Here is a 12,445-nt window from a genome sequence, read left to right on the forward strand (position 1 = left end):
GAAGATATGTTGTGTGATATCATTCAAAGCGGTTTAAAACGGGGTATTATTGATAAAAAGAATACCTACATCTTTACCGCGGGTTATCCGATCGGTACTCCCGGAACAACCAATATTATCCGAATTTTGCGTGAAAATGAGATCACTTTTTTCGGAGAGACAAAGTCTCAACCGAGCAAGGCAAAAAAAACCGACGAAAATACGGTTGCGACCTTGTTTTAAATTAGTGGACTGAAAATTGCTTTTTAAGGTGCGAGGGGCAAAAATGTTTGTTTCGTCACTTAGTGTTTGCCCCTCAAAACCCTTCACCTTTACGCTACAATTACTCTCATGAAAACCGATACCTTATTTACCAAACCTATTTCCAAACAGTTTGAATTCGATGCCGACGTTGCTGCCGTATTTGACGATATGCTCTTGCGCTCTGTTCCGTTTTACAAAGAGTCGCAGGCCCTTACCCGCCGTTTTGCGATAAATGCCCTCAACGCGGGCGGTTTGGTCTATGATTTAGGATGCTCTACCGCGTCACTGCTGCTTGAAATCGAACGCGCAACACACAAAGAAGCTGACGTCCGGCTGATCGGTATCGATAACTCTCCGGCGATGATAGAACACGCACGAAAAAAAATCGAAGCGTACGGTTCGCAGATTGAGCTGTATGAGGGGGATATCCTTCAGTTTCCGTATGAGAAAGCGCAAGTGATTATCAGTAACTATACGTTGCAGTTTATCCGTCCGTTGGTTCGCGATTCGTTGGTTCGGACTATCAGTGAGACGTTGAACGAGGGGGGCATCTTTATTTTCAGTGAAAAAGTGGTGAGTGAAGATCCGAAACTGAATAAAGAGCTGATCGATTGCTATTACGATTTCAAAAAAGTGCAGGGATACAGCGAATACGAGATTGTCCAAAAACGTGAAGCGCTGGAGAATGTCCTTATCCCCTATACCATGAATGAAAATATTCAAATGGCAAAGAACAACGGATTTAAAACGTGCGAGCTTCTGTTTCGATGGGCAAATTTCGCAACCTTTATCGCTATCAAATAAAGGTTACCGAACGCTTCCGTGATTGGGGTTTTGATTGGATTCCAATGCTTTTGAAATATCGGAGTAATCCATGATGTTTTTGTCACATCGTTTATGATAATACCCCTGAAGATCATAATACTCTTCACAGTCATTATAGTAACGCAGACTCACACCCCGTTCATTAAAACACCCTGCGAAAAAAATCGGCAGTAAAAATAATAAATAGTATTTTTTCATGCGGATATTGTATCTTATCTGGGTTTAAACCCATCCTTGCTTTTGCAAAACTCACTTAAAAAACACTCGGTGTCGCATTTAGGGTTTTTAGCCGTACAGATGTAGCGACCAAAGAGGACAAGTCCCTGATGAAGCTGATGCAGATTGGTTTTGAATTTTTTTACCAGGGTCTCTTCTGCGGCAACGGCGCTTAGGTCATCACTGAGTCCCAAACGGTGGCTTACCCGAAAGACATGAGTGTCAACCGCCATAAGATTGGCCTGTGTGTATTCGATAAGGACAACATGCGCCGTTTTTTGTCCTACACCGGCTAAGGTTACCAGCTCTTTTTCATCCAGCGGTATTTCTCCGCCGTAAACGTCTACCACTCTTTTGGCCATAGCGATAAGATTGATCGCTTTGTTATTAAAAAAAGAACAGCTTTGGATAAAATTTTTTACGTCCTGAATATCGGCATGGGCTAAAGCTTCAGGGGTGGGATAGGCTTGGAATAAAGCGGGGGTAATGAGATTGACCCGTTTGTCGGTGCACTGGGCGGAGAGAGCTACGGCGACAACGAGCTCATAAACATTCTTATAATACAGCTCCGTTACGGCATCCGAGTACCGTTCCAGCAGGGAAATTTTGATCGCTTCAATCTCTTTTCGAGTCGCTTTTTTCATCCAAATTATCCATTTTTTGTCCGTATTGTAGCATTTAAAAAAGTATCAGATAATTTTTGTGTTACAATAAGTGATTTCTGTACAAAATCGTTATTTAAGGGGAAAGCGTTGGGATTGCTGAACTTCATTCAAGATATTTTCGGAAATCACAAATACCGTTTTAGCGGCGAGAATGATCAGATATTCAACAAGACGTTTTTCTACAAAGTTTTAGATACCGATCCAAATCCGCTTGTTTTTTTCACGAAGGAAAATGGGTGGATCGGGGCGAATAAAGCTTTTTTTGATTTGGTACCGCTCCAAAACATCGAACAATTGCGTAACAAGCACGAGAGTATCCGGGAGCTTTTCGATCATGAAGATGAGGAAGTTTTTACCGAATTTGACAAAAGCTGGTTGGATTATATCCGAACCCATTGTCCCGGCGGTTACGGACTCACCATTAGAGATATCTCCGGAAAAATACACACAATGATAGCCACCTCGGCATTGATACAGGAGGGGGGAGACGATTTGTATCTGCTTCGGCTTGAAGATCGAAGCAATCTCGCCGATCTTCAAGCCGAAATGGTCAAAGTCTAACAACTTAAAAGTAAGTTTTTGGCCAATATCGGGCATGAATTTCGAACACCCATGAACGGGATTTTGGGATTTGTCGATCTCCTCTCCAAAACCTCACCCAATGATACTCAGAGTGAATACATCCATTCAATACAAAGTTCAGCCCGAAATCTCATGTCGAATATCGAGAATCTTTTGGATTTGGCACAAATGCAAAACGGCCGTCTAAGCGTCAGCCAAAGCGAATTTAATATTGTTTCCGAAATGGAGGAGTTGGCTCGGGGGTGTATTTCAATGGCTGCGGATAAAGGGGTTGGACTTTTGTTTTTTATCGATCCGAAACTCCCCACCTATATTACCGGGGATGTCCGTAAAATTAAACAGGCAATCAGCAATCTCTATAACAATGCACTCAAATTTACTCCTCGCGTAGGACGGATAACGGTTGAAGTAAAGCTTCTTAAACGCAATACGGCAGGTACTTGCAATATCGGCTTTACGATCAAAGATACCGGAAAAGGGATTAGCAAAGGGGAACTGAACAATATTACTCGCCCTTTTGTATCGGGTGATCACGCCGACAATCGCCTGGGGGTAGGTCTTACTCTTTCTCATGGTTTGATTTCTTTGATGAGGGGAGAACTGAAAATTGCCAGTGAAGAGGGGAAAGGTTCTTCGTTCAGTTTTGCATTGACATTGGAGGGTTCATCCGATCATGCGATGCAGATGATTAATGCCCGCAGTGTTAAAGTCGTACTGGTTGATGAAAAAAGGGTTGAAGACGCGAACCATTTGACAAACTATCTTCGCAGTTTCGGTATCAGTGTGACCAAAACCCAAACGGTAGATGAATCCGTCTTTACCGATGCCGAAGTGGTATATTTTATCGCTTCTCAGGAAAAAAGCGATTGGGCAATGAGCCTTTCATCTGCCAAACGCTCTTGCAAAACGGTACTATTGCTGGAACAGGATGAACGTCTTCAGGCTAAAATGCTTCATCTTATCGATACTTTTCTCTCCAAACCGCTGCTGCCGACATCGTTATTGGAACATTTAGTGAGGGTATTGAATCTATCGCAATCTTCCCCGGCGGATGGTGCACAACTTCAACACGGAATAAGTGCTCTGGTGGTTGAAGATAACTTAATCAATCAACGTTTGATTAAATTGCTTCTTAGGGAGTATGGAATTTCGGTAGTTGCCGTTTCCAACGGGGATGAAGCGGTTGAAATATGCCGTGAAAAAACATTTGACATTGTCTTTATGGATATCGATATGCCGATCAAAGACGGTATTTTGGCTACCGAGGAGATTAAAGCGCAGGAGAGGAACTCTAAAATAGGGCGTATGCCGATTATCGCGTTGACGGCATTGGCAATGGAGGGGGATAGAGAATATATTTTAGAGCGCGGGCTTGATGATTATCTTTCCAAACCGCTTACGCGCGAAAAACTTGAATACGTGCTACAAAAATACTTGCACGTTGGAGTATAAGGGGCAACGATGGTATTTACACAAAGTTTTGAAAAAGATTATGCACATTTACAAGGAATTATCAAGCAGTGTGCTCATTTGCATTCCGATCCGATGATATACACCGATCTATCCGGAGATTTGGTCGGCTGCAACGAGACGTTGCTTGAACTGTTGCAGGTTCAAGGATTGGACGAGATAGAGGCCCTTGATGTCTGGTTTGATCCGCAGGGGGTAAATCTATCGTATCTTCTCTCGAAATCGGGAGATTATCGTGGAAAAATTCGTTCCGAAGGGATAGAATACGATGTCGCTGTCAAATCGGAAGTCCTTTTACTCGAAAACTACCCGATTGTCGGTGTGGTATTTCGCGATACGTCGATTATCGAGAGGGCGCGTGCGGCAGAACGTTATTTTGAACATTTTAAAAATAAATTCTTAACCAATATTTCCCATGAATTTCGTACCCCTATGAATGCTATTATCGGATTTACCGATTTGCTGAAGAGCTCTCCTCTAAGCTCATGGCAGCAGGAATATGTTCAAATGACCAGCCGAAGTGCCCAGTCTATGATGCGAAATATCGAAAATCTTTTGGAACTTATGCAAGTTGAGAGCGGCACTATCCATACCACGTTAGCCCTTTTCAATCCGCTTGAAGTATATGAGAATTTTTCATTGCAGTTTTGTGATCTCGCACTCTCCAAAGAGATTGCACTGATGTTTTTGATCGATCCCCATTTGCCCAAAACGATGATTGGAGATCAGGATAAAATTCTTGCCATTATGCGTAATCTCATCCAAAACGGAATTAAATTTACCGAGGAGGGGGGAAGTGTCCTCGTTGAAATTCTCATCGTCAAAGAAGCGGGGAATGAAGTTGAGGTTGAATATGCGGTAAGCGATACCGGAATCGGTATCGATGCGGAACGGATCAAGACTCTTTTGCGCCCTTTTGCTTCAGCATGGGATAATCAGCGCAAAGGGAAAGACGGTTTGGGTATCGGCCTCAGTCTGAGCCATAAATACGTCGATATGATGGATTCGCATCTGATGTTGGCTTCCGAGAGCGGCAAAGGGTCACGATTCTCGTTTCGGATTACCCATCAGATCAACGAAGAGGGGTCTTTTGATTTTGTCGAAGGGAGCCGTGCCGCTATTTATGTTCAAAACCAACACCTTTCACCGCAAGGGGCACTGCTGTATAAATATTTGGAGCTTTTCAACGTACAGGTGAACGGAGTCCATGATTTAGTAAACACAATGTTGCATGAGAGCGATCTTCTATTCCTGGATGTACCGCATATCGCTAAAGCGCAAGTAGACGCATTGAAATTAACCTATCCAAATTTGCAAATTGTTCCGATTATGAAACTCGACTACGGTGAAAAGGCCAATGCTATCATGGACTCGGTCGCTTCGATTGTTACGTTGCCAATTTTGCCTAGCTCGCTTCACAAAACACTGGCGGTCATTTGGAATACGATGCCCAAAGAGTATATTTCACACTCTCCTGAAGCGCAGAGCATTCCCAGAGCGGACAATATTAAAATTTTGGTTGCGGAAGACAACCTCATTAACCTTAAACTCCTTGAAACTATTTTACTTCAAGAGCATTTCCGTGTTGTTGCCGTCGATAACGGACAAAAAGCGGTCGATGCCTATTTGAAAGAGCATTTTGATTTGGTTCTCATGGATATCGATATGCCGGTGATGGACGGGTTGATGGCCAACAGGCTGATTAAAGAGATTGATAAGCGTGACGGAAGAGGATTCGTTCCGGTGATTGCGTTAACGGCACACGCATTAATCGGAGATCGTGAACGGATTGTGGCTTCGGGACTGGATGCCCATTTGGCAAAACCGATCGACAAACATTTCCTTTTGCAAACCATGGACCGCTATTTAAAAATCGCGCAGCAAAAACGCCAAGGTAATGCCGTTTAATATTGATTGTTTTTTGCATACTATACTCACAAATGTATTATAATGCCGAAATCAAATCCCCCTTGAATAGAGGGGAAAACACAAGGATAGCAATGAAGCGATATTATGCCGCTTGGATTTTGGGTTTATTGTTGAGTGCTACAAGCGCCTCTGCCGCTGTTTTAGCAACCGTTAACGGGGATGAAATCACCTCAGACGAAGTGAATAAAGTATTGTTGGAAGGGACGCAAGGGCGTTTTGACTCTCTTCCTGCCGATAAACAAAACGAATTGCGTCAGCGGATTATCGAGGGGATGATTGCTCAGGAGTTGGTTTACGATGATGCTCAAAAAACGGGCGTCTTGGATTCTAAAGAGTACAAACAAGAGCTCGAAGCATTAGTGAGTCGATTGAAAATTCAGCTTGCCGCAAAAGTGTGGGAACAACAACAGTTCGAAGCGATCAAAATTGATGCCAAAGAGGTGAAAGCCTATTTTGACGCAAATCCTGAAGAGTTCGTCGATAAAGAGAAAATTCATGCACGTCATATTCTAGTCAAAACTGAAGCGGAAGCACAGGCCGTGATTAAAAGTATGAAAGGGTTGAGCGGCGATAAACTTAAAAATGAGTTTATTGCGCAAGCAAAATCCAAATCAACGGGACCAAGTGCAGCAAAAGGGGGAGATCTCGGTTATTTCCCTCGCGGACAGATGGTTCCCTCCTTTAACGATGCGGCTTTCGCTATGAAAGAGGGGGCAATGTCGTCAACTCCGGTACAAAGTCAGTTCGGATATCATGTAATTTATATCGAAGATAAAAAAGCGGCTAAAAAATTGGGATTCGATGAGGTCAAAAACTTTATCGAACAACGTTTGAAAATGGATAAATTTAAAGCGACCATGGAGAAAAAAATGGCAACGCTTCGCGAAAAAGCTAAAATCACCTATACAAAATAAATTCTCTCTTTTTCTTCTCAACTATCCCGCATTTGCGGGATACTCTTCCCTAAAACTTTATCTATTTTGATGTTCGATCTTCCGATAACTTTGCATTATTTGTCTTGTTTTCAAATCCGGAAATATCTCTATAATATAATTATAAACATAATAGTTATTATAATAACTATTTAAGCTCTCCTGCTCTACAATCCCGAATATTTTTCAAAAGGAGCGCTATGAGTTTTGAATCTGATAAGTCGATAGGCTTTCTGATCGCCAAAGCAAGGAATGTCCTCAAAAATGAATTCGAGAAAGAGTTGAAAGAGTATTCTCTCTCGTATGCTCATCGGGTTATCTTAGTCCGACTAAGCGAAAAAGAGGGGTTAACCCAAAAAGAGTTGGCACAAGATACCTATTTCGAACAATCGAATTTGACGTTGATGCTCGATAAACTTGAGCTAAAAGGTTTGGTTAAACGTTCTGCCAAAGAGAATGATCGAAGAGCGTATATCGTGACGATCACCCCTGCGGGGAAAAAGCTTCGAGACTCTCTCGTGCAAATGGGTGAGGATGTGATGGATAAGGCGTTAAAAGGGTTAAGCGGCGAGCAAAAAGAGGACCTATCCCGAATGCTCCAGTTGATCTATGAGAACTTGAAAAACAGTTCATCTCATAGTTAAATATTAATACATACACAGGAAGTGCTATTATGGTAAAGTTATCTCATATGATGGTCTGTTTAGCGGCAGTCGGAACTCTTTCATCGTGTTTTGCCGATCCGTATCAGGATGGTAAAAATGCGTTGGAGCATAAAGTTTACTTGGATGCGGTTGCACAGTTTGAAAAGGCGTGTAATGGCGGAAATGCGCAGGGGTGTTTCGAGCTTGGAGCCCTCTATGAAAAAGGGGATGGCGTGGTGCAAAATAAGTACAAAGCGGTTGCCCTATATACACAAGCCTGTAACGGCGGAGAATCGCATGGATGCAGTAATATCGCCATGACGTACGATACCCCTTAAACAATTAGTGTATAGAGACAAAATAAATACAAAGTTTTCATGATGCAACCAAAGATATTGATAACGGTCTGCTTATCGTTTTTATTGTTAACAGGCTGTGTCCCGAAAATGGATAAAGCGACCTCAATTCCCGAAGCGGTTATTAACGCTGATTTGGAAAAAAATAGTGCAGATTTTGGTGATGAAACACTCGTAAGAGAGTGGTGGAAAGGGTATGGTGATCTCCAGCTCGATTCGATTATCGAGTCAGCATTGTTGAATGCCCCTTCTCTTAAAAGCATAGAAGCACGGTACGCACAGGCCAACAGTGTTATTCAGTCGGTACAATCGCGTAATTTACCTCATTTATCGGCCAACGGAAGCGTCCTTCGGGAACGTTTCAGTGAAAATCATATTTTTCCTCCACCGCTGGGAGGAGGTACGTATACTCAGTACCAGCCCGAATTGACACTGGATTATGATTTTGACTTTTGGAATGCGCGAAGTTCACACATCCTTGCGGTAAAAAACAAAGCTTTGGCCCAAATGGCAACCATTGAAGCTTCGAAATTAGCGTTATCCAGTGCTATCAGCGAAACCTATCTCTCGTGGAATATCGATGAGCAAAAGTTGAGGCTTTTGAGGATAATGGAGCAAACAAATCGTGATGAACTCAAGATCGTCGAAAAACAATACGTTTTGGGGCTGAGCGATGCGGTGGCAATCAATGAGAAAAAAAGCGTATTGTCTCAAACTTCGCAACGGATAGAGGAGTTGAAACGGATTATTGAGGGGAAAAAAGAGGCGATTTGCGTTTTGGGAGGATTCCTTCCCTCGTATGCGAATACACTGAAAATTCCTCATATAAATGACGGATTTCGTCTTCCCATTCCCAAAGAGATTATGTTGAATCTTCTTGCTCATCGCCCCGATGTTGCTATCGCAAAGTATACGGCTTTGAGTAAAAGTCATACCATTGAGCAAACAAAAGCGCAATTTTATCCCAATATCAGTCTCTCGGGTGCTATAGGCTTTACGTCGTTCAGCTGGGCAAAACTGGTGGATCACTCATCCTATACCCCATCTGCAGGTATTGCGTTATCGCTTCCGCTGTTTGATTGGGGAGAGAGAGCCGCCAATCTTCAAAACAGTGTCAGTGATTACAACAGTTCGGTTTATGAGTATGACGGAGTGGTGATTAAAGCGGCTAATGAAGTTGTCACTTTGCTCAAGCAAACCAAACTGTTAGAGGTGCAACGCCGGCTTCACGATGAAGAGATAACGGCTAAAAAAACAAATGAGACGATTGAACGTAAAAAACTTCTTCAGGGATTGAGCAATAAGCTCCCGTATCTTGCGAAAAAGAAAACACTCCTTCAAGGGGAGATCGAAACACTCTCTCTGAAAGAGACGAAGTTGTTACTTCAAATCAATCTAATCAAAGCGTTAGGCGGCGGATACGCTGATCAAGAGGATACCAATGAGAGCCAATAAGATAGTGCTTAGCGAATTGAAAATATTTCCTTGGCAACGGACGCTTCACGAGTGGCTCTCCATCGATGCTCCGGTTTTGGTTTATATGGCTAAAGTCATTATTGCCGCTTTGTTAGCCCTATGGATTGCGATGAAACTGAATATGCCCGATCCGCGAACGGCTATTTTTACCGTATTTATTGTTATGCAGCCTCAAAGCGGACTCGTATTTGCCAAAAGTTATTACCGTGTTTTGGGAACGATCGCCGGAGTCGGAATCTCATTGGTGATTGTTGGAATGTTTTCGCAGGATCCGCTTTGGTTTATCACCTTTTTTGCCCTTTGGATCGGTCTTACTACCGCAGCTGGATTTAAATATCGCAATTTCCAATTTTATGGGTTTGTATTGGCCGGATACACATTGTGTATTGTAGCGCTTCCCGTTATTGAGACACCGCTTGATGTTTTTGACATTGCCGTTTCCCGTTTTTCCGAAGTTATCGTCGGTATCATGTGTGCAACCGTGGTCAGCGATGTCATTTTTCCTCGCCGTCTCTTGGACTCATTGATTTCGAGTGAGCAGGAACGATTTTATAACGTGCTCACAACACTATCCGATCCAACAGCTGTTTTTGCCGCTTTTGATGATACTAATCCATCTGTAAGCCGTTTCTCAAACGGTGTAGTGGGTCTCAATGCGGTTCGCGTCAACAGCAGTTTCGAGAGCGGGGCTGATCGGAAAGAACGGCACCATTATCAGCACCTTAATCATGAGTATATGAATCTCTCGACGACTTTTCATTCGCTCAAAAGTATCATATCGGCGATTAAAGATCGTGAGAGAACCGAATTGTTGAGTGCTTTGGAACGGCTATACGCACCGATCGTATCGGCACTGAAAACGCGTCCTGATACCGTATTGACTCCGGAAGATTTAAATCGCGTACTGAGCGAATTGCTAGAGGCCAAAAAGGGGGTGCAGAGAGAATACGAATATGAACGGCTCGCTTTTGAACGGGAAGATGAATTCACATCGGCGGCCTATTTGATTATCCGGCTTTTAAATGAGCTGTACAATCACTGCTCCACGTATCTCTCTTTACTGAAGCACCGTTTATCGGGCGATGCGTCACAAAGCCTTCGGGTGGTACAGTTTTCGACCCATACTGATAATGTATTGGTCGGACTCGCAGCTTTGCGCGGAAGCGGCGTATTACTTTTGACAATGTTGTTTTGGATATGGACGGCATGGCCTTATGCTACGCTGACAATCACTATGGCGGTTGTCATCGGCTTGTTGCTTGGAACCCTCCCCAGTCCGCTCGATGGAGTCAAAGACTTTTTTAAAGGTTCGGTTATCGCGCTCATTGTTGCCGCTGTCTACGATTTTTATCTGATTCCCGCGTACACATCCGATCTTTTGACATTGGGTTTGCTTCTAGCTCCGACCTTAGCATTTATCGGATGGATGACGACAAAACCTAAATTGCCGATTTTTTCTTTCGGTTTTGTTTTTATGTTTATGAGTCAATGCGCCCTTGATCCGTTTTATAAAATCGAACCGATAAAATTTTTGGAGAGTTCATTGGCGGCATTGATCGGAGTCATTTTTGGAGGCCTTGCCTATTTGTTGGTCAACTTTTGGTCGTGTTCACTGACACAGAAGCGGGTTGCGAAGATATTGCGTCGACAAATCGTAAGTGTATGCGAAGGGGCATTAAACATAGAACGCAGTGCCTTAGAGAGTACCGGACGTGATCTTGTACAGCAGTTTTCGACACAAGGCCGCCTCAATATGCGCTCCAGCCGTCTTGTCTTTGAATGGCTCCTCACAACGCTTGAAATCGGTCGGGCGGTTTTGGCCATTAGGCGGAGTCTTCAACGACTTTATCTCCAGTATCAACCCCCCGGTATCGATAGTGTGCTGGATTCAATTAAGAACTATTTTGAGGCACCGACATTGTCGGGACGGGAGAGAGTGCTGATGCAGTTGCATACTAGTCTTCAAACGCTTCATGAAGCCCAAATGCCGCTAGAGAAAGCGCAACTGAAACGGATGCAGACGCTCATAGTAGAAATGGCACTTATCCGTACCGTTTTACTCAATTCATCGACCTTCCCGGTTCTCACGGAGGATTCATGCCGTTAGATATAACTTTGTTCGGAATTCAAATGCCGACACTTCTCCCTATTTTTGTTGTCACTGCGGTAATTCAGATTTTACTGGATCGTGTGATGTCCGATGCCGGAATCTACAATCATGTATGGCACCCAGGGTTGTTTCGGACCGCCGTATTTGTCTGCTTGTTTAGTATTCCGTGTTTACTAATTTATCGCTAAGGATCTGAAATGAATCAAAATAGCAAATATTCAAGATTATTACGTTTTGCCATCACATTTTCGGTAGTTTCATTGGCCGTCTTTTTGGGACTGATGCTGTGGGATAACTACATGAACAGTGCATGGACGCGAGACGGTCGTGTTCGCGCCGATGTCGTGATGGTTGCACCTGACGTCGGAGGATTGGTAAGTCGTGTCGCTGTTATCGATAACCAGGAAGTGCGTAAAGGTGATCTGCTCTATCAAATCGATGATCTCCGGTTCCATCACGCACTCGCTGCGGCAGAAGCAATCGCACAGACGCGAAAAGCCGAATATGAGATGAAAAAGCACCAATCCATTCGCCGTAACGGAGCGGATAATGAGACCGTATCGGTTGAAGATCGCGATGATGCCAAGTATGATACTCAAGTTGCCCGCGCAAAATTCGAGGAGGCTATGGCACTGGTAGAGACCGAAAAGCTAAATATTGAGCGGGCTTCTGTCCGTGCTCCTGTCGATGGATGGGTATCGAATCTCCTTCTTCGAAAAGGGGATTATGTTCAAGCCGGCGAAAAGCGCCTTGCCCTTATTACCGGAGGATCGTTTTGGGTGTACGGCTATTTTGAGGAGCATAAACTCTCTCTTATCCATATCGGCGACAAGGCCGAGATGAAAATGCTTGGGACCAAATATGTTGTGAAAGGGCATGTTGAAAGTATTGCCAGAGGGATTGCGGATCGTGACAATACAACAGATGGACGTCTCTTGGCCAATGTCAATCCGATCTTCACCTGGGTTCGTCTTGCTCAGAGGATTCCGGTTCGTAT

14 protein-coding genes are annotated in these 12,445 nt (G+C 43.6%); 12 read left to right on the plus strand and 2 right to left on the minus strand.

The genetic code is table 11. The features are described from left to right. On the plus strand, positions 1–222 hold a 222-nt coding region (locus tag Q0C19_RS07300), incomplete at its 5' end, for a pyruvate kinase alpha/beta domain-containing protein (protein WP_366823054.1). Between the two features lie 108 nt (positions 223–330). Next, positions 331–1,047, plus strand: a complete 717-nt coding sequence (gene cmoA, locus Q0C19_RS07305; protein ID WP_295054550.1) for a carboxy-S-adenosyl-L-methionine synthase CmoA — start codon at positions 331–333, stop codon at positions 1,045–1,047. A 3-nt stretch (positions 1,048–1,050) separates the two neighbouring features. Here cmoA and Q0C19_RS07310 read toward each other — a convergent pair whose 3' ends face one another. Continuing rightward, complete coding sequence (locus Q0C19_RS07310) at positions 1,051–1,266, minus strand: hypothetical protein (protein WP_295054553.1); 216 nt, start codon at positions 1,264–1,266, stop codon at positions 1,051–1,053. Between the two features lie 14 nt (positions 1,267–1,280). Next, a complete protein-coding gene (gene nth, locus Q0C19_RS07315; RefSeq protein ID WP_295054555.1) occupies positions 1,281–1,928 on the minus strand; it encodes an endonuclease III in 648 nt (215 codons plus the stop codon). A 108-nt stretch (positions 1,929–2,036) separates the two neighbouring features. Here nth and Q0C19_RS07320 point away from each other — a divergent pair, with 108 nt between their 5' ends. From Q0C19_RS07320 to Q0C19_RS07365, 10 genes are all read left to right on the plus strand, one after another. Beyond that, positions 2,037–2,510 carry a hypothetical protein gene (locus Q0C19_RS07320; RefSeq protein WP_295054558.1) on the plus strand — a complete coding sequence of 158 codons (474 nt, stop codon included), beginning with the start codon at positions 2,037–2,039 and terminating at the stop codon, positions 2,508–2,510. 18 nt (positions 2,511–2,528) lie between these two features. Beyond that, positions 2,529–3,983, plus strand: coding sequence for a response regulator (locus tag Q0C19_RS07325; RefSeq protein WP_295054561.1), 1,455 nt, complete (start codon positions 2,529–2,531; stop codon positions 3,981–3,983). Between the two features lie 9 nt (positions 3,984–3,992). Next, entirely contained in the window at positions 3,993–5,909 is a 1,917-nt protein-coding gene (locus Q0C19_RS07330) for a response regulator (RefSeq protein WP_295054564.1), read from the plus strand. A gap of 92 nt (positions 5,910–6,001) precedes the next feature. Then, on the plus strand, positions 6,002–6,844 hold the full coding sequence (locus Q0C19_RS07335) for a peptidylprolyl isomerase (protein ID WP_295054566.1): 843 nt from the start codon (positions 6,002–6,004) through the stop codon (positions 6,842–6,844). Between the two features lie 218 nt (positions 6,845–7,062). Further along, positions 7,063–7,506, plus strand: coding sequence for a MarR family transcriptional regulator (locus Q0C19_RS07340; RefSeq protein ID WP_295054569.1), 444 nt, complete (start codon positions 7,063–7,065; stop codon positions 7,504–7,506). 29 nt (positions 7,507–7,535) lie between these two features. Further along, positions 7,536–7,844: a hypothetical protein gene (locus Q0C19_RS07345; protein WP_295054572.1), complete on the plus strand. Its 309-nt coding sequence runs from the start codon at positions 7,536–7,538 to the stop codon at positions 7,842–7,844. A gap of 42 nt (positions 7,845–7,886) precedes the next feature. Next, the gene (locus tag Q0C19_RS07350; RefSeq protein ID WP_295054581.1) at positions 7,887–9,317 is read left to right on the plus strand and encodes an efflux transporter outer membrane subunit; all 1,431 of its coding nucleotides are present in this window, start codon (positions 7,887–7,889) and stop codon (positions 9,315–9,317) included. After that, positions 9,304–11,445 (plus strand): FUSC family protein, encoded by a 2,142-nt coding sequence (locus tag Q0C19_RS07355; RefSeq protein WP_295054574.1) that lies wholly within the window; start codon positions 9,304–9,306, stop codon positions 11,443–11,445. Before Q0C19_RS07350 ends, Q0C19_RS07355 begins: the two co-directional genes overlap by 14 nt. Then, positions 11,436–11,636, plus strand: coding sequence for a DUF1656 domain-containing protein (locus tag Q0C19_RS07360; protein ID WP_295054577.1), 201 nt, complete (start codon positions 11,436–11,438; stop codon positions 11,634–11,636). Before Q0C19_RS07355 ends, Q0C19_RS07360 begins: the two co-directional genes overlap by 10 nt. 9 nt (positions 11,637–11,645) lie before the next feature. Continuing rightward, positions 11,646–12,445: efflux RND transporter periplasmic adaptor subunit (locus Q0C19_RS07365; protein ID WP_295054579.1), on the plus strand; the 800-nt coding region annotated here is incomplete at its 3' end.

The organism is Sulfuricurvum sp., from assembly GCF_023250475.1.
Taxonomy (GTDB): Bacteria; Campylobacterota; Campylobacteria; order Campylobacterales; family Sulfurimonadaceae; genus Sulfuricurvum.

Coding starts and splice junctions, on each gene's coding strand:
- cmoA (WP_295054550.1), top strand. CDS start 331: ATGAAAACCGATACCTTATTTACCAAACCTATTTCCAAACAGTTTGAA.
- Q0C19_RS07310 (WP_295054553.1), bottom strand. CDS start 1,266: ATGAAAAAATACTATTTATTATTTTTACTGCCGATTTTTTTCGCAGGG.
- nth (WP_295054555.1), bottom strand. CDS start 1,928: ATGAAAAAAGCGACTCGAAAAGAGATTGAAGCGATCAAAATTTCCCTG.
- Q0C19_RS07330 (WP_295054564.1), top strand. CDS start 3,993: ATGGTATTTACACAAAGTTTTGAAAAAGATTATGCACATTTACAAGGA.
- Q0C19_RS07335 (WP_295054566.1), top strand. CDS start 6,002: ATGAAGCGATATTATGCCGCTTGGATTTTGGGTTTATTGTTGAGTGCT.
- Q0C19_RS07340 (WP_295054569.1), top strand. CDS start 7,063: ATGAGTTTTGAATCTGATAAGTCGATAGGCTTTCTGATCGCCAAAGCA.
- Q0C19_RS07345 (WP_295054572.1), top strand. CDS start 7,536: ATGGTAAAGTTATCTCATATGATGGTCTGTTTAGCGGCAGTCGGAACT.
- Q0C19_RS07350 (WP_295054581.1), top strand. CDS start 7,887: ATGCAACCAAAGATATTGATAACGGTCTGCTTATCGTTTTTATTGTTA.
- Q0C19_RS07355 (WP_295054574.1), top strand. CDS start 9,304: ATGAGAGCCAATAAGATAGTGCTTAGCGAATTGAAAATATTTCCTTGG.
- Q0C19_RS07360 (WP_295054577.1), top strand. CDS start 11,436: ATGCCGTTAGATATAACTTTGTTCGGAATTCAAATGCCGACACTTCTC.